This is a genomic window from Microbacterium esteraromaticum, assembly GCF_028747645.1.
Lineage (GTDB): Bacteria > Actinomycetota > Actinomycetes > Actinomycetales > Microbacteriaceae > Microbacterium > Microbacterium esteraromaticum_C.
On the sequence record NZ_CP118100.1, the window covers coordinates 661,738 to 679,262 of the forward strand.

The 17,525-nt window shown below is 67.4% G+C and carries 11 protein-coding genes and 3 tRNA genes; all 14 read left to right on the top strand.

Features of this window, described 5'->3' with window-relative positions; genetic code table 11:
- Positions 1-23 precede the first annotated feature (23 nt).
- The gene (gene rpoC / locus PTQ19_RS03005; protein ID WP_274368394.1) at positions 24-3,899 is read left to right on the top strand and encodes a DNA-directed RNA polymerase subunit beta'; all 3,876 of its coding nucleotides are present in this window, start codon (positions 24-26) and stop codon (positions 3,897-3,899) included.
- A 244-nt stretch (positions 3,900-4,143) separates the two neighbouring features.
- A complete protein-coding gene (locus tag PTQ19_RS03010) occupies positions 4,144-5,064 on the top strand; it encodes a carbohydrate kinase family protein (protein ID WP_274368395.1) in 921 nt (306 codons plus the stop codon).
- Between the two features lie 86 nt (positions 5,065-5,150).
- Positions 5,151-5,232 (top strand) — tRNA-Tyr (locus PTQ19_RS03015).
- A 499-nt stretch (positions 5,233-5,731) separates the two neighbouring features.
- Complete coding sequence (locus PTQ19_RS03020) at positions 5,732-6,616, top strand: bile acid:sodium symporter family protein (protein WP_274368396.1); 885 nt, start codon at positions 5,732-5,734, stop codon at positions 6,614-6,616.
- Between the two features lie 9 nt (positions 6,617-6,625).
- The gene (locus tag PTQ19_RS03025) at positions 6,626-7,117 is read left to right on the top strand and encodes an FBP domain-containing protein (protein ID WP_274368397.1); all 492 of its coding nucleotides are present in this window, start codon (positions 6,626-6,628) and stop codon (positions 7,115-7,117) included.
- 51 nt (positions 7,118-7,168) lie between these two features.
- A complete protein-coding gene (locus tag PTQ19_RS03030; RefSeq protein WP_274368398.1) occupies positions 7,169-7,963 on the top strand; it encodes an enoyl-CoA hydratase/isomerase family protein in 795 nt (264 codons plus the stop codon).
- Positions 7,964-8,037: 74 nt separating this feature from the next.
- Positions 8,038-9,051 carry a hypothetical protein gene (locus PTQ19_RS03035; RefSeq protein ID WP_274368399.1) on the top strand — a complete coding sequence of 338 codons (1,014 nt, stop codon included), beginning with the start codon at positions 8,038-8,040 and terminating at the stop codon, positions 9,049-9,051.
- Positions 9,048-9,848 carry an inositol monophosphatase family protein gene (locus PTQ19_RS03040; RefSeq protein WP_274368400.1) on the top strand — a complete coding sequence of 267 codons (801 nt, stop codon included), beginning with the start codon at positions 9,048-9,050 and terminating at the stop codon, positions 9,846-9,848. Before PTQ19_RS03035 ends, PTQ19_RS03040 begins: the two co-directional genes overlap by 4 nt.
- A 155-nt stretch (positions 9,849-10,003) precedes the next feature.
- Positions 10,004-11,326 (top strand): M23 family metallopeptidase, encoded by a 1,323-nt coding sequence (locus PTQ19_RS03045; protein ID WP_274368401.1) that lies wholly within the window; start codon positions 10,004-10,006, stop codon positions 11,324-11,326.
- Positions 11,327-11,394: 68 nt separating this feature from the next.
- Positions 11,395-11,466: transfer RNA gene (locus PTQ19_RS03050), tRNA-Thr, on the top strand.
- A gap of 32 nt (positions 11,467-11,498) precedes the next feature.
- Positions 11,499-11,572, top strand: a tRNA-Met gene (locus PTQ19_RS03055).
- A gap of 232 nt (positions 11,573-11,804) precedes the next feature.
- Positions 11,805-13,274, top strand: coding sequence for a DUF3375 domain-containing protein (locus tag PTQ19_RS03060; RefSeq protein ID WP_274368402.1), 1,470 nt, complete (start codon positions 11,805-11,807; stop codon positions 13,272-13,274).
- Entirely contained in the window at positions 13,267-14,052 is a 786-nt protein-coding gene (locus PTQ19_RS03065) for a DUF4194 domain-containing protein (protein ID WP_338000581.1), read from the top strand. Before PTQ19_RS03060 ends, PTQ19_RS03065 begins: the two co-directional genes overlap by 8 nt.
- Entirely contained in the window at positions 14,049-17,396 is a 3,348-nt protein-coding gene (locus PTQ19_RS03070) for an ATP-binding protein (protein ID WP_274368403.1), read from the top strand. The genes PTQ19_RS03065 and PTQ19_RS03070 overlap by 4 nt, the downstream gene beginning before the upstream one ends.
- The last annotated feature ends 129 nt before the right edge of the window (positions 17,397-17,525 follow it).

The following is a 17,525-nucleotide window of genomic DNA, read 5'->3' on the forward strand; positions in this document are numbered from 1 at the left end:
GATTTTTCTAACTAGGAGAACTAGTGCTCGACGCAACTACATTCGATGAGCTTCGAATCGGCCTGGCCACCGCTGAAGACATTCGCGGCTGGTCCTACGGTGAGGTCAAGAAGCCCGAGACGATCAACTACCGCACGCTGAAGCCCGAGAAGGACGGTCTCTTCGGCGAGCAGATCTTCGGCCCCTCCCGCGACTGGGAGTGCGGCTGTGGCAAGTACAAGCGTGTCCGCTTCAAGGGCATCGTCTGCGAGCGCTGCGGCGTGGAGGTCACCAAGAGCTCCGTCCGTCGTGAGCGCATGGGTCACATCGAGCTGGCCGCCCCCGTGACGCACATCTGGTACTTCAAGGGTGTGCCGTCGCGACTGGGCTACCTGCTCGACATGGCGCCGAAGGACCTTGAGAAGGTCATCTACTTCGCCGCGTACATGGTCATCTCGGTCGACGAGGACGCACGTCACCGCGACCTGGCCACGCAGGAGAACAACATCCGGCTCGAGCTGAAGACGCTCGGCGACCGCCGCGACGCGAAGATCTCCGAGCGCATGGCCAAGCTGGAAGAGGAGCTCGCGGCCCTTGAGGCCGAGGGCGCCAAGGCCGACGCGAAGAAGAAGGTCAAGGACGCCGCCGAGAAGGAGATGACTCTCACCCGCAAGGGTGCCGACGAGGCCATCGCCAAGCTCGAGCGCGTGTGGGAGGACTTCCGCACGCTCGAGGTCGGCGCGCTGCGCCCCGAGGACGACGTCTTCCACGAGCTGCAGGACCGCTTCGGTCAGTACTTCGAGGCCCACATGGGCGCCGAGGCGATCCAGCGCCGCCTGCAGAGCTTCGACCTAAAGGCCGAGGCAGACAGCCTGCACCTGCAGATCTCTGAGGGCAAGGGCCAGCGCAAGATCCGTGCGATCAAGCGCCTGAAGGTCGTCAACTCGTTCCTCGAGACCGGCATGAGCCCGGCCGCGATGGTGCTCGACGTCGTTCCGGTGATCCCGCCGGAGCTGCGCCCGATGGTGCAGCTGGACGGTGGCCGCTTCGCGACCAGCGACCTGAACGACCTGTACCGTCGCGTGATCAACCGCAACAACCGTCTGCGTCGTCTGATCGACCTCGGTGCTCCCGAGATCATCGTCAACAACGAGAAGCGGATGCTGCAGGAGGCCGTCGACGCGCTGTTCGACAACGGCCGCCGTGGTCGCCCCGTCACCGGTACCGGCAACCGCGCCCTGAAGTCCCTCAGCGACATGCTGAAGGGTAAGCAGGGTCGTTTCCGTCAGAACCTGCTCGGTAAGCGTGTCGACTACTCGGGCCGTTCGGTCATCGTCGTCGGTCCGCAGCTGAAGCTGCACCAGTGTGGTCTGCCCAAGCAGATGGCCCTGGAGCTGTTCAAGCCGTTCGTGATCAAGCGTCTGATCGACCTGGGTCACTCGCAGAACATCAAGGCGGCCAAGCGTGCCGTCGAGCGCACCCGCGGCGAGGTCTGGGACGTTCTCGAAGAGATCATCCGCGAGCGCCCCGTGCTGCTGAACCGTGCACCTACGCTGCACCGTCTCGGCATCCAGGCGTTCGAGCCGCAGCTGGTCGAGGGTAAGGCCATCCAGCTGCACCCGCTCGTCTGCGCGGCCTTCAACGCCGACTTCGACGGTGACCAGATGGCTGTGCACCTGCCGCTGTCGGTCGAGGCGCAGGCCGAGGCCCGCGTGCTGATGCTCGCCTCGAACAACATCCTCAAGCCGTCGGACGGCCGTCCGGTGACCCTGCCTTCGCAGGACATGATCATCGGTCTGCACCACCTGACCACGGTCAAGGAGGGCGCAGCCGGTGAGGGTCGTGCGTTCGGCTCGGTCTCCGAGGCGATCCTGGCCCGCGACGAGGGCACGCTCGACCTGCAGGCCAAGGCGCGCATCCGCATCCCCGGTCTCACCTTCCTCGAGGGTGAGGCTCCCGAGGGCTACGAGCGTCACGGCCTCGTCGACGCCTCGCTCGGTCAGGCGATCTTCAACGGCGCGCTTCCGAAGGGTTACCCCTTCGTGCGCGGCGTCGCCGACAAGGGCAAGCTGTCGCAGATCGTGAACAAGCTGGCCGAGGAGTACCCGAAGGTCGAGACGGCCGCCACGCTGGACCGCATCAAGGATGCCGGTTTCCACTGGGCGACCCGCTCGGGCGTCACGGTCGCGCTGAGCGACATCCTCACCCCGCCGAACAAGGCTGAGATCGTTGCGACCTACGAGAAGCAGGCCGCGAAGGTCCAGTCGCAGTACGACAAGGGTCTGACCACCGATGCTGAGCGCCGTCAGGAGCTCATCAAGATCTGGACCGAGGCGACCGACGAGGTGCAGGCCGCGATGCGCGCGCACTTCCCGGACGACAACACCATCAACCGCATGGTGACCTCGGGCGCCCGTGGTAACTGGCTGCAGATCCGCAACATCGCGGGTATGCGTGGTCTGGTGAACAACCCCAAGGGTGAGATCATCCCGCGTCCGATCATCTCCTCGTACCGCGAGGGTCTGTCGGTGGCGGAGTACTTCATCGCGACGCACGGTACCCGTAAGGGTCTGGCCGACACCGCTCTGCGTACCGCCGACTCGGGTTACCTGACCCGTCGTCTGGTGGACGTGTCGCAGGACGTCATCATCCGCGAGCAGGACTGTGGCACGTCGAAGGGCCTCGCCCTGCCGATCGCCGCACCGAACTCGCAGGGTGTGCTGGTCCGCGACCCGAACGTCGAAAACTCGGTGTTCGCTCGCACGCTGGCATCCGCTGTGGTCAACGAGGCAGGCGAGGTCGTCGCCGAAGCCGGTGACGACGTGGGCGACGTGCTCATCGACAAGCTGGTCGAGGCCGGTATCGAGACCATCAAGGTGCGCTCGGTGCTGACCTGCGACTCGGCCGTCGGTGTCTGCGCGCAGTGCTACGGCCGTTCGCTCGCGACCGGTAAGACGGTCGACATCGGTGAGGCGGTCGGCATCATCGCGGCGCAGTCGATCGGTGAGCCCGGTACCCAGCTGACGATGCGTACGTTCCACACCGGTGGTTCGGCATCGGCTGATGACATCACCCAGGGTCTGCCCCGTGTGCAGGAGCTCTTCGAGGCTCGTACGCCCAAGGGTGCCTCTCCGATCGCTGAGGCCGACGGCCGCATCACGATCGAAGAGAACGACAAGGGCAAGAAGGTCATCCTCACGCCCGACAACGGTGACGAGGAAGTGGTCTACCCGGTGCTGAAGCGTGCGACGCTTCTCGTCGAGGACGGCCAGCACGTCGAGGTCGGTCAGCCCCTGCAGGTCGGAACGCTCGACCCCAAGGAGGTCATGCGCGTCATGGGTGCCCGCGAGGTGCAGCGTTACCTCGTCAACGGCGTCCAGGGTGTGTACCGCTCGCAGGGTGTGCCGATCCACGACAAGCACATCGAGGTCATCGTGCGCCAGATGCTGCGTAAGGTCACCGTGGTCGACCACGGCGACACCACGCTGCTGCCGGGTGAGATGGTCGACCTGAAGCGCTACCAGACGATCAACCGCGAGGCCGTGACCGGTGGTCAGCGCCCCGCATCGGGTCGTCCCGAGCTGATGGGTATCACGAAGGCGTCGCTCGCGACCGAGTCGTGGCTGTCGGCCGCATCGTTCCAGGAGACGACCCGCGTGCTCACGCAGGCCGCCATGGAGGGCAAGAGCGACCCGCTGATCGGTCTCAAGGAGAACGTCATCATCGGTAAGCTCATCCCCGCCGGAACCGGTCTGCGTCGCTACCGCGACATCACGGTCGAGGCAACGGAAGAGGCCAAGAGCGAGCGCTACCCGAACCGGATCTTCGCATCCGACGGTGCGTACGCCGACGGTGACTTCGGTTACGTCGACTTCGACGCGTTCTCGACGGACGACATCACGCCCGGCTCGTACAACTGAGTCAGTGAGTGTCGGTGAGGCCCCGGGTTCTTCGGAACCCGGGGCCTCACCTCGTTTTCAGGGTGTGCCGCGTCGCGCGTGGGCACTGTCGTCATCGAGAACAGGACGGATGCCGAGAACAGGCTGATTCTGCGGAATTGAGCCTGTTCTCGTGAACGAGCCTGTTCTGGGTGACGGTTTCGGCCCCGGGGCGGCGCTTCCGGGCCCGATGCTGCATGTCGCCGGCTCGCGATAGTCTCACGGAATGAGCGAGACACAGCGACGGGCGGTCGTGATCGGTGACGCCCTGATCGACGAGATCCGGGATGCCGGTGGTGTGCGCGAACTGGTCGGCGGTGCTGCGCTGAATGTGGCCGTGGGGCTGCGGCGGCTGGGCGTCCCGACGACGCTGATCGCGATGGTCGGCGATGACGAACCGGGCGCACACATCCGTGAGTACCTGCGTGATCACGGTGTGGAACTCATCACCAGCCCGGCGCCGCGGGGGTCATCCCGCGCTGTGGTCACGTGGTCGCCGAGCGGCGAACCCCAGTACGCGTTCAACGAGGCCGCGCAGCGGCGTAGCATCCGATACGGTGTCGACGCGCGCGCGGCGTTGTCCGCGGCCGACGTCGTGGCGATCAGTTGCTTCCCCTTCGACGTGCCGTCTGAGGTCGACGCGCTCGTCGACGCGCTCGGCGATTCTCGTGTCACTGTTGATCCGAATCCGCGTGCGGGCATGCTCAGCGACCGCGCGGAGTTCGTGCGCGGCTTCGAGCGCCTTGCGGCGACGGCTGACCTGGTCAAGGTGGGCGGCGACGACGTCGAGTTGCTCTACGACGGTGATCTTGACGCTCTGCGCGCTCGCTTGCGTACGATGGGGGCGGGGGCGGTGCTGGCGACGGCGGGAGCGGCCGGGGCGGTGCTGGAGTCGGATGCCGGTGTCTTCACGGCGCCGGTGGCGAGCCTGCCCGGTGCGATTGTCGACACGGTGGGCGCGGGTGATGCCACGCTCGCGGCCGTCGCTGCGGGGCTCGCTGACGGTGCGCCGATGTCGGATGCCGGGTGGCAGGGGCTACTGGACTGGGCCATGCAGATCGCGGCGGCGACGGTGCGTGCCGAGGGGGGACTGCTGCGCACGCCCGATGCTCTGGGCCACCCCGAGCGCGGCGTATTCGGTAGCTGACGGCTCGATTTCTTGAGACCGCCGCCGACCGGTATGCTTGATACTCGCGCCCCCGGTTGGCTGGAAAAGCCGGACGGGTGTGCACTGGCGAGTTACCCAAGCGGCCAAAGGGAGCTGACTGTAAATCAGCCTGCATTGCATTCGGGGGTTCGAATCCCTCACTCGCCACACACCTGACTGAGGGCCTCCGCATCGCGGAGGCCCTCAGTCGTTCACAGCCTCAGCCATTCGCGGATGTTCAGCTCTCGCTGTCCGTCCGGCTGGCCTGCGGTCGTGCTGCTGCAGCTCGCGAGTCGTGGTCGGCGCTCGGCTCAGTGGGTGCGCTGCACGCGCATCCGCCGTTTCCGACCGTCTGGTTGTGCGCCTCCGAGCGCGAGCGATGGATCTCGATGCTGCCCATGGGTTCTCCGTCTCTGTCGGCGAGGGGTGCTTCCACGATCTTAGGCACCGGCATCCCGGCGTCCAGGTGTCCGCGTCGCTGAGAAACCACGTCCCGTGTGAGAAACCACGTGTCAGGTGATGTTTCGAACGGGAAGTGGTTTCTCGCCGTCGTGAGAAGCGTGAGAAGCGCGAGAAGCGTGAGAAGCGCGAGAGTCGCGAGAGGCGGGCGCGCGGGGGCGGAGGGTAGGGCTGGTACTGGGGTGCGTTGTCGGCCACACTGAGTGCCATGGGATCAGCGTTGACCACCATCGGATTACCCGTCGCCCTCGGGATCATCATGCTCGGCCTCGGGCTGAGCCTCACGCCCGCCGACTTCGCGCGCGTTCTCAAACAGCCGAAAGCGGTGGTCGTCGCGCTGGCGTGCCAGCTGCTGCTGTTGCCGGTGATCTGCTTCGGACTGGTGCTGGCGTTTCAGCTGCCGCCCGTGCTGGCGGTGGGCATGATGATGCTCGCGGCGAGCCCGGGCGGCACTACCGCGAATCTGTACAGCCACCTGTTCCGGGGTGATGTCGCGCTGAACATCTCGTTGACCGCGGTCAACTCGGTGATCGCGGTGATCACACTCCCGGTGATCACCAACTTCGCGATCTGGTACTTCGAGCCGTTCGACGACCAGCTGGGGCTGCAGTGGTCGAAGGCGCTGGAGGTCTTTGCGATCGTGCTGCTGCCCGTGGCGGCGGGAATGTTGATCCGCCGGTTCTGGCCGCGCTTCGCGCAGGGCATGGACAAGCCGGTGCGCATCGCGAGCGTGATCATCCTGGTCGTTGTCATCGCCGGCGCCGTCGCGTCGAACTGGCAGCTGCTGGTCGACAACTTCGCCCGTCTCGCGCTGATCACGGTGCTGTTCTGCCTCATCAGTCTCGCGGTCGGGTACTGGGTGCCGCGGATGCTGAAGATCGGCACACGCCAGGCGATCGCGTCGTCGTTCGAGATCGGCATCCACAACGCCACACTCGCGATCGTGATCGCGCAGTCGGTGCTCGGCTCGATGGAACTCAGTCTGCCGGCAGCGGTCTACGGCGTGCTGATGTTCTTCGTGGCGTTCGGGTTCGGTTTTCTGATCCGTGAGAAGCGGCCCGTAGCGGAGCCGGTGCCGGAGGCGGCTTCATAGACTGGTTCGATGCGACCGCTGACCGAAGAACAGGTGCGTGCGGCGATCCGCAACGCGGATGCCGACGAGATCGCTGAAATCGGGATGCCCCATGACTTCCTCCTCACCGATTGGGACTACCTGGATTTCCTCGCCTGGCGGGACCCCGAGTCCAGCCGGCGCGGCATCGTGATCGTCGAGCGCGATGGTGTCGCGCAGGGGATCGTGCTGCGTGCCACCGACCCGGCGCGGGTGCGTTCAGGTATGTGCAACATCTGCCGCTCGTTGCAGCCGGGCAATCAGGTGGCGCTGCTCACTGCGCGCCGTGCCGGCGCGAAGGGGCGCCGTGGCGATAGCGCGGGTACCTACATCTGCGCAGACCTGTCGTGCCACGAGAACGTGCGCCTGGCGCATCCGCTGGCTCCGAATGAGGTGCGGGCTTCGGGCCAGGCCGATCGGCGGCTCGACGGAACCCGGCATCGCATGGAGGACTTCGTCGCCCGGGTCCTCGCCGATGAATGAACTTGAGTCCCGGGTAGGCTGAGACTCCGTCCTGCGTATCGAAGGAGATCCATGAGCGACCCGATCCTGTTCACCGTCGACGATGGCCTTGCCCGTCTCACGCTGAACCGTCCCGCCAGCCTGAACGCGTTCGACGCCGATCTGGCCATGGCGTGGCGCGATGTCACCGCCGAGGCGGTCGGCCGCGACGACGTGCGGGCGATCCTGCTCGATGCCGCCGGCCGCGCGTTCTGCGCCGGGGGAGACGTGGTCGCGATGGCCACGACCATGGGCAGCGGAGCTGACATCACCTCGCTCGCACATGTGATCAATGAGGGCATCCTCTCGTTGACGCAGTCGGCGATCCCGGTGGTCGCCGCCGCGCACGGCACCACGGCGGGCGGTGGTCTGGGCATCCTGATGTGCAGTGACTACGCCGTCGTCGGCGCGAGTTCGAAGATCGGCAGCCTGTACGCGAACATCGGTCTTACACCCGACCTGTCGGTCTCGGCGCAGCTCGCGCGCGCCGTCGGCGAGCGCCGCGCGCTGCAGCTGGTGCTGCAAGATCGCCTGCTGAGCGCCGAGGAGGCCGTGGAGTGGGGCCTGGTCGCCGAGGCCGTGGCAGGGGCGGATGCTGACGCCGAGGCGGATGCCGTTCGCGCGCGTGCCGAGCAGATCGCCCGATTCTGGCTGGCCGGAGCTGCCGGCGCGTACGGACAGGCGAAGCGTCTGGTCCGCTCGCAGCCGTCGCGCTCGTTCGCAGAGCAGCTCGCCGAGGAGGCGCGTTCGATCGGTGCGGCGTTCGAGACGGCGGATGCCAAGGCTCGCGTCGCCGGGTTCGCTGCGTCGCGCGCGGGCGGTCGCTGAGACGTTGTCCACAGGCCCCCGCGGGACGTGGGCGCACGTGGGAGGATGAGACCCGACACCGCCGGGAGGTTCTCATGACAGACGTCACGCCCCGTGCCGACGAACAGCAGCCGATGAACTCGAAGCTGTTGCGCGGCGCCATCTGGATCGCGATCGGAGCGCTGATCGCATCAGCGCTGGTGTGCGTCGTGTGGGTGCTGATCGGTGATCAGGACGGCATCATCGCGCGTGCGTTCCTGACGATCCTGTTGCTGGCGCTGTTCGCGGGCGTCGCGATCGCGGAGTCGCACCTGGCGGAGCGACGGCCGGAGTGGTTGGCGTTGGCGAGCATGGTGACGTGGATCGTCGCGTTGCTGGTCGGATCGGTGAAGATCTGGATGCCCGAGCCGTCGCCGATGTTCGGCTGGATGAGTGAGCGGCTGTTCCAGTTCGTGCTGGTGATCGGCATCATGCAGCTCGCGTTGGTGCACGTGCGTCTGTTCCTGAAGGCGTCGCAGCGGTACGTCACCACATTCACCCGGGTGATCGTGATCGTCACGTTCGTGATGCTCGGTGCGCTCGTGGCAATGCTGGTGTTCTACCTGACCTTCCCCGAGGTGTTCGACTATCGCGACATCTACTGGCGCATCGTGATCGCCCTGGCGATCCTGGCGGCTGTGGGCACGACGCTGATCCCGCTGCTGAACGCGTTGTTCGCGCCGCGCCGGCGTCCGCGTCCGATGCCCTCGGGCCCGATGCCGACGTCGTTCGAGCCCGCGATCGCGCGCACTCCCGTAGCGCACCACCCGGCGACGCCGCCGGTGCCCACGGAACCGTTGAGCGCGTGGCCGACGTACTCGGACGGACGCACCCCGCTGCCCGTGATGCCCGACGGGTCGCCCGACTGGGGCGCGTACTACACGGGATACCCGACGCCTGTGCCGCCGTCCGCCCAGGTGGCGTACTACGCCCCGCGGGCGAGCGATGCGCCGGTGTACCCCGTGTACTCGGAGGGCGCGGTGCCCGCGTCACAGGCGCCCGACGCGGTTGCGGCACCACCTGTGCCGCCCGCGCCTCCCGTCCCACCGGCTCCGGGAGCAGGTCAGTGACCGCGACGCATGTCGGCGAGCTCGTCGCCGACATCGCCCGCGAAGCCGGCGACCTTGCCAAGCGCCGGCGCACCGAGGGCGTCTCGCTGGCCGCGACGAAGTCGACGCTGGCCGATATCGTGACCGAGGCCGACCGCGAGGTCGAGCAGCTCATCCGCGACCGGATCCGCAGTGAGCGTCCGGATGATGGCTTTCTGGGGGAGGAGACCGGCGCTGAGCGCGGAGCCAGCGGGCTGACCTGGGTCGTCGATCCCATCGACGGCACCGTGAACTACGCCTACGGCATTCCCACGTACTCGGTCAGCATCGCCGTCGTTGAGGGCGAACCGAACCCCGAGAGCTGGCAGGGTGTGGCGGCCGCCGTGTGCGCCCCCGGCCTCGGCGAGCTGTTCACAGCGGCGCGCGGCGAGGGGGCCTGGCTCGACGGCATCCGACTTTCCGTCACGACCGAGACGCCCGCCGGAGCCCTGCTGGCGACCGGTTTCGGGTACGACCCGGCCACGCACGACGGTGACCTGGCGATGGTGCGGCAGGTGATGCCGATCGCGCGCGACCTGCGCCGGATGGGGTCGGCCGCGATCGATCTGGCCTACGTCGCAGCCGGACGCCTGGATGGTTACTTCGAGCGCGGTCTGAACCCGTGGGACTTCGCGGCTGGTGCGATCCTGGTGCATGAGGCGGGCGGTCTCGTCAGCAGGCTGGAGCTGGATGCGCCCCGTCCGATGGTGATCGCGGGTGGCCCGGCAGTTCATGCCGCATTGCAGCGTGCGGTCAGCGGCATCGGCAATCTCATGTGATTGAATTTGTTTGGTTCATGGCTTTCCCAGCATGGAACATGTACGGTTTATCCGATCGTTACTTTCGCCGGCCCGAGGCGAAGTGATCAAGTACCGGCTTGACTACCCGACCCGAGAGATCTGATTTGCACCCTGAACGCTCCGAGGACGGCGCTGTGCCCACGCGTCGCGCCAATCGACTTCGCACCGCCCCGCAGGCGGGTTCAGCGGACTCGGCAACTCCGGACGCCGCACAGATCGCGACAGACGCAGCCGCTGCGGCCGAGAAAGTCGCGACTGCCGTGTCGACGGCCGCGACCAGTCGTCGCGCACGACGTCTGGCGGCCTCCGGTACGCCGACCGCGCAGCCGATGACCGCCCCCGCTGAGGTCGTCGCCAGCGCCACGCAGTCCACTCCGGTCGAGTCGGTCACCGTTGTTCCCGAATCGGTTTCTCTAGCGCATCCGATCTTCGAAGAGGCGGTTCCCGCCGGAACGGCCCCCGTCGCGGTTGACTCCGCTCCTCAGAGCGCCACCCCAGTCGTTGCGGCGCCCGTCGTCGCGTCCGACGATGTTGCCTCGGATGTCGACGCGTTCGCGGCGGCATCCGAGATGTTCGGCTTTGTGGCTATCGAGGACGACGCCGAGGCCGTCTCAGGGGCTGAGGTCGAGGCGCCGTCTGAGCCGACCGTTCCCGTCGCGGACGAGCCGGTTGTCGAGGGCGCAGCGCCACTGCACATGGTGAAGCCACGCCCACGGCGGATGCTTCGACGCGTCGTCGCAGCGGGAGCCAGCTTCGGTGTGATGGGCGTTGCTGGATTGATCGCCGTCTCGATGACGCTTCCCGTCAGTGCCGTGGCTGCGTCGCAGGGAGCGGATGCTCGTACATCGACCTCGCTGGCCACAGCCGGTGATCAGGCGAGTCAGCAGGTCGCGGACGGTGAGATCCAGGCGTTCGTCGCCTCGTCGGACGTCGAGGGCGACGCTCTCGCGCGGTCGGATGACTTCTCCAGCGTGTCGCTCAGTCAGGTCGCCGCAGAAGAGGGCATCAAGTTCTCCGAGAGCCTTTACACGAACGATCCCGATGCGGCGATCCAGTGGCCGTTCATCGTCGGTGTAGCGATGAGCTCGCCGTACGGGCCGCGCTGGGGTCGTCTGCACGCGGGTATCGACCTCGTGCCCGGTAACGGTGCTCCGATCCAGGCGATCGCCGATGGTGTCGTGCGTACGGCGTCTGAGGCGGGTGGTGCGTACGGTGTGAACGTCTACATCGATCACGTCATCGATGGTCAGGTCGTCACGAGCCACTACGCGCACATGCAGTACGGGTCGCTGCAGGTTCAGTCCGGCCAGAAGGTCAAGGTCGGCGACATCATCGGCAAGGTCGGCAACACCGGTCGGTCGTACGGTGCGCACCTGCATTTCGAGATCATCATCAACGGTTCGCAGATCGATCCGCTGCCGTGGATGCGCGAAAATGCGGGTCGATACGAGTACTGATTCGCTCGATTTCGCGAGATGCACCGAGAGGTGATAATCTCATCTGGTTGCCCCGCGAGGGGCAGCGCGCCCCGATAGCTCAGTGGCAGAGCACTTCCATGGTAAGGAAGGGGTCGTCAGTTCAATCCTGACTCGGGGCTCGTACCGTCTGCACTTTGGTTCGGGCGATTGCGGCGGAGTAGCTCAGATGGTGAGAGCGCACGACTCATAATCGTGAGGTCGCGGGTTCGAGTCCCGCCTCCGCTACAGAAACAAAACCCTCGGCAACCCGCCGGGGGTTTTCTCGTACCCGGCCCCCGGCCTATAGCCCGCACACCTTCCGTCTATATGTCACAAACCCGCGCTATCGGCCCCAGATAGCCCGAGTTTGTGACATATGGACGGAGGCGGGACGGAAGCAGGTGAGAGGCGGGTGCGAGGCGGGCGGAGCCTGCACCTTCGTTGGAGGGTGCACAGGGACCCCGGGTAGGCTTCTCAGGTGACAGGTACGCGTGCCGAGGCGGCATACATCCGCTCTCTTGCAGCGTTCAGAACCCCGACCCTGGGGTTGCTGCACGGTCGCCACGCGCCGTTCGTCGTCTCAGCGTTGACGACGCTGTTCTCAGCGGATCGCCCCGCGGTGCCGATCGCCGACGCGCACGCCGAGGTCGCTGCGGCGCTCGACGACCTGCGCGCGGCGGGCTACGACGACGATGACAGGCGCATTCCGGCGGGCACGGGGCGTGAAGTGTGCCGCACATGGGCCAAACAGGGCTGGCTGGTGCAGCAGATCGATGACGACGTCGAGGTGTACCGACTCTCGGCGCACGCGGTCGAGGCGCTCGAGATCACCGGGCGCACCGGCGCTGGGCGCACGCGCGTGTCGAACTCGCGGGTGCGCACGCTGCTTGAGACGGTCGAGCGACTGTCGGACAGCGCCGAGGCCGACCCGATCAAGCGCATCGTGCGGCTGACGGCCGAGCGTGACGCCATCGACGCCGAGATCCTGCGCGTGCAGGCCGAGGGCACGGTGGACGTCGACGACGAGGAACTGCACGAGCAGGCCGAGAACGTGCTGCACCTGGCGCGTGAGCTGCCCGCCGATTTCACCCGCGTCGCGGAGTCGCTGAAGCAGATGCAGCGTGATGTCGTTGCGCACCTGCGACGCGACGAGCGTCCCACGGGGGAGGTGCTGCGCGAATACCTGCAGCGCGCCCGCGACGTGATGCAGTCGACGCCCGAAGGGCGGGCCTTCGCGGGGGCCCTGCGCCTGATCGGCGACCCCGAGCGCATTGACGCGCTCAACGAGCAGCTGCACACGCTGCTCGCGCAGCCGTTCGCCCGCCACATGGATTCCGCACAGCGCATCGAGTTCGACGCCATCGGCCGCCGTGTCGAGCTGGGTGTCGAAGAGGTGCTGGCGGCGCAGCGACGGGCATCCCACGTCATCACGGGCCAGGTGAAGACGCACGACCCGCTGCGTGACCGCCAGATCGACGATCTGCTGCGCGACGTCATCTCTGGGCTGCACGACTGGGCCAGGACGGCTCCGGCCACGGCGCCGGTCGATCCGGTGCGCAGCCTGCCGCTGATCGACCTCGGTCGGCTGCGGCAGAGCGTGGGAGATGTGCGTCCGCCGGGTGCTCCGGCTCCGCTGGCGGATGCTGACGACGTCGAGTACGTCGAGGGTGACTCGCGTTCGTGGGGCGGGCCGCGCTACGACGAGCTGGAGGCGTATGTCGCCGGGCTCGGCGACGTGTTCGATCTGGGTGAGGCCTTCGTCGGCGCTCCGGAGGACACCCGCCGGCCGGTCGACCTCGTCGGCTTGCTGGAGATCGCGCACCGTAACGGCATGACCGAGGGCGACCAGGTGTCGACCGTCGAGACTCTGCGTCCCGACGGCACGACGAGGCGGTTCGCATTCGCGTCGGTCACGGCCCACGCACTGAAGGAGGACGACGATGACTGACACGACGACCGTTTCCGACACCGACGGGCGCGTCGACGCGCCCGCGCAGACGACGTCGGATGCTGACATGCACGCCGTATCGGATGCTGACGTACGCGATCCGTTCGTCACCCCCGTCGCGATGGAGGATGACCTCGTCGAGCACTTCCCGGGGGATCGCGGCACGCTCGATCCCGAGGTGCGCCGGGTGTTGGCGCAGGTGCTGCAGAAGCGGTTTCTGAGTGCTGAGGGCAACCGTGCCGAGTGGGCGCTGCTGCTCGAGCACCAGCAGATCATCGAGTCGCGCCTGCACGACGTCTACCTGCGTCTCGTGGTTGATCCTGGTCGCGGATTGGCCTACAAGCAGCAGGTGCGCTCCGACGAGTTCGAGGTGCCGATTCTGCTGAAGGACCTGCCGTACAACCGCACCGAGACACTGGTGCTGGTGCACCTGCGCACGGTCTTCCAGCGTGAGACGGCTGCGGGGGAGTCCGCACCGCGTATCGACATCGAAGACGTCGAGCAGACCGTGCTGAGCTATCTCACCGACGCCGACGGCAGCACGGCGCGGCAGCAGCGGGCGATCCGCGCGGCGCTTGACCGGCTCGACCGCGAGGGCGTCGTCGACGAGGAGACCACCGGACGCTACCGGATCAGCTCGCTCGTCGAGGTCGTGCTCAGCGCCGAGAAGCTCGCCGAGTTGCGCGCCTGGCTGCGCGCCCAGCAGACCCAGCCCCAGCAGGCCCAGCCCCAGCAGGCCCCCCAGCCCCAGAACGTGCAGCCGGAGGCCGCCCTGTGACGATGCTCGACACTCTCTTCGGTCTCATCCCCGCGCAGTCGCGCGGCCAGCAGTGGGTCGCCGAGGACCTGCAGTTGGTGAACTGGGGCGGTTACGATGGCGGCCCGCATCGGGTGCGTTTCTCGCCGAACGCGACGATGCTGTGCGGTGGTTCCGGCTCGGGCAAGTCCACGTTGATGGACGCCTACATCGCCCTGATGATGCCGCACACCACGCCGTTCAACGGTGCGTCCAATGGTGGCATCACCGGGCGTCCTCGCGGTGAGGAGCAGCGCAACATCCTGTCGTACGGACGCGGCAAAATCGACGAGTCCCGCACCGATGAGGGCACGAAGCTGCGGGTGCTGCGCGGCGACGGTGAAGACACCTGGACCGCCATTGCCATGACCTGGGCCGACCACGACGGGTCGCGGTTCACCGCCGTGCGGGCCTGGTACATCCCCGCCGGCGCACGCATTCTCGAAGACACCGTGCGGGTGCGCGCGACGTGCGAGGGGCGCTTTGATCTCGCCGAACTCGAATCCGCCGCCGCACAGCGGTTGACCGACGCGTCGTTGCGTGAGCGCGGCCTCGAACCGGTCGGAACCGACCGGGAGTTCACGGCGCGCCTGCACACGGTGCTCGGCATCGGCGCCGCGGGGTCGGGTGGCAAGGCGATGAGCCTGCTGGCGCGCATCCAGGCCGGTCAGCAGATCACCACGGTCGATGACCTGTACAAGCGTCTCGTGCTCGAAGAGCCCGAGACAATGGCGACGGCGGATGCTGTCGTGGCCCACTTCGATGAGCTCGAGGGCACGCGCACGAGCATGATCACGGCGCGGCAGCAGGTGAGCGCGCTGGAGCCGATCGCGGGCATCCGTGAACGCATCACGGGCGCGGCCGAGCGGGTGCGTCTGATCGACGAGGTCGGCGACCTTGATGAGCCGTCGTCGCGCGCGGCGCTGTGGCGGGCGCAGCGGCGTCTGGATCTGCTGCGTGAGGTCGAGTCCGAGCTGGGGGAGCGCAAGCGGGCGCTCGATCTCAGCATCCGAGAGAAGCACGCGCTTGTCGACGGTGCCGAGGCGGAGCGCGATGGCCTGCTCGACCTGCTTCGTCAGTCGGGCGGTGACCGTCTGGAGACCGCCCAGCGCGAGTTGCGCGGGGTCGAGCGTCGCTTGACCGATGTGCGGCGCGAGCGCGATCGCGTCGACGCGGCGCTGCGCGCACTCGGCGTGCAGGCCGAGACATCAGAGCAGTTCGCCGAGGTGGCCGCGCAGGCACGCGCCGCGCAGGCCGACGGTGGGCGCCGGGCGGCGCGGGCGGCGTTCGCCGATGCCGAGACGGCGCGGCGCGCGCTCGTGCGCGAACGCGAGCAGATGGATGTCGAGCGCGCGGGCGCCGGGCAGCTGCGCGGTAGCATCCCGTCGGCTCTGCATGAGGCGCGGATGCTGCTGGCCGAGGCTGCCGGGCTCGATGCCGATGAGCTGCCGTTCGTCGGCGAGCTCGTCGAGGTGCGCACCGAGTTCGAGCCGTGGCGCGAGGCGTTCAACCTCGCCCTCGGTGGTTTCGCGACCACGCTGCTGATCGACAGTGAGAACCTGCCGGCGTTCCGCGCGGCGATTGACGAGCTGCGCAGCCCGGTGCGGCTGCGCTATGAGGGGGTTCCGGCGGGTATCGCAGAGTCGAAGCCGGCATCCGATCGCACGCTTCCGGGGCGGCTCGAGCACCGGGCGACGCCCTTCACGGGGTGGCTGCAGCAGCGGCTTGAGGAGCGGTTCGACTTCGTGTGCGTTGACTCGTCGGCGCAGCTGGGCGAGCACCGGATGGCGCTGACGATCACGGGGCAGATGTCGCAGGGCAGCCGGGGTGCGCACGGCGGTCACGGCCGTGAGAACGTGCTGGGTTTCTCGAACGAGCGCCGTCTGCGCGATCTTGACGAGCTCGCTGCCGGTACCGACGCGCGGCTCGCGGCGGCCGCCGAGACGGCCGAGGCCGCCGAGGCGGCGCTGGATGCCATCGAGAACCGGTTGAAGGCGTTCGCGTTGATCGAGGACGTCACCTGGAAGCAGATCGATGTGGCGTCGTTGGAGGCCGAGCGCGAGCGCTGGGCATCCGTCGAGGCCGAGGTGACCGATGCGAGCCCCGAGGTCGGGCAATTGAAGGAACGTGCCGAGGCGCTGCGCGTGACGGCATCCGAGCTGCGTTCTCAGATCGGCGCTCTCGTCGCCGAGCGCGACCGCGTCGAGGCGCAGTGGGGCGAGGTGACCGACGATGTCGACGATTGTCAGCGCATCGTGGATGCCGCAGAATCCGCCGAACTGGTGTTGGATGCGGCACAGGCGGCGTTCCTCGATGAGCGGTTCCTGCTCGGGGGAGACGCCGACGCCGGCAGCGCTTCGGACCGGCTGGCACGGCTGGATCTGGCGCTGAAGACCGCTGCGGCGCGGCTGACGGCGGATCGCCGTGCGGCACTCGACGGGCATGACGAGCAGCGTGAGCGGATGCGTCAGCTGATGGTGTCGTTCCTGGAACGCTGGCCGAACCTGAATCTGCTTCCTGACCCCGACGAATCGGTGGACGAATTCGTGCGGATTCTTGAGGCGCTGCGCACCAGCGGCCTGCATGAGCTCGAGAGCGAATGGCGTGACAGCCTGCTGCGCCTGTCGGGCAATGACCTGACCAGCCTGGATTCGACGCTGAGCCGGTCGGTGCGCGAGATCAGGGACCGCATCGAGCCGATCAACCGCATCATGCAAGAACTGCCGTTCTACGACGACGACCACCGACTGCAGATCACACCGCGTGAGAACCAGTCCGAGGCGCGCAAGCGCTTCCGTCGTGACCTGCGCGAGGTGCGCGGACTGATCGAGGCGGCATCGACCGATGAGGAACGTGAGAACGCCTACCGGCGGATGAGTCGTCTGATCGCCAAGATGCGGCGCTCGGCGCCCGACTTCGCCGAGCTGATCGACGTGCGCAATCACGTGCGGGTCAGCGCCGAGCGGGTCCGGGCCGACACCCGCGAGCACGTCGCGCTGTACGACCATATCGGTGAGAAGTCGGGTGGTGAGTCGCAGGAGCTGGTGGCGTTCATCGTCGGGGCCGCGTTGCGCTATCAGCTCGGGGATGCTGGGGCCGAGCGTCCGCGCTATGCGCCGGTGTTCATGGACGAGGCGCTGATCAAGGCCGACGCCCACTTCACGCGACGGGCGATCGGCGCCTGGCGGGGACTCGGCTTCCAGCTGGTGATCGGCGCGCCGAACGACAAGTACAGCGCGATCGAGCCGCACGTCGATGCCGAGTACACGATCCTCAAAGACACCCGGGGGCGTTCGTGGGCCAAGCCCAAGGTGGCCGTGGCCTGATCGAGGCTCGGCATGTGCGGGCCTCAACCCGTGTGGGAAATCCCAGACCATTCGCCCTGTGCACGGCGTGTCCCACACCGACACGCCGGACGGCAGGTGGTTGGTCTGTGATTTCCCGCCCGCGGGCAG

What these genes read in the sequence shown, in the direction of transcription:
- PTQ19_RS03010 (WP_274368395.1), top strand. Translation starts at nt 4,144, where the DNA reads ATGAGCGAGACACAGCGACGGGCGGTCGTGATCGGTGACGCCCTGATC.
- PTQ19_RS03025 (WP_274368397.1), top strand. Translation starts at nt 6,626, where the DNA reads ATGCGACCGCTGACCGAAGAACAGGTGCGTGCGGCGATCCGCAACGCG.
- PTQ19_RS03030 (WP_274368398.1), top strand. Translation starts at nt 7,169, where the DNA reads ATGAGCGACCCGATCCTGTTCACCGTCGACGATGGCCTTGCCCGTCTC.
- PTQ19_RS03065 (WP_338000581.1), top strand. Translation starts at nt 13,267, where the DNA reads ATGACTGACACGACGACCGTTTCCGACACCGACGGGCGCGTCGACGCG.
- PTQ19_RS03035 (WP_274368399.1), top strand. Translation starts at nt 8,038, where the DNA reads ATGACAGACGTCACGCCCCGTGCCGACGAACAGCAGCCGATGAACTCG.
- PTQ19_RS03020 (WP_274368396.1), top strand. Translation starts at nt 5,732, where the DNA reads ATGGGATCAGCGTTGACCACCATCGGATTACCCGTCGCCCTCGGGATC.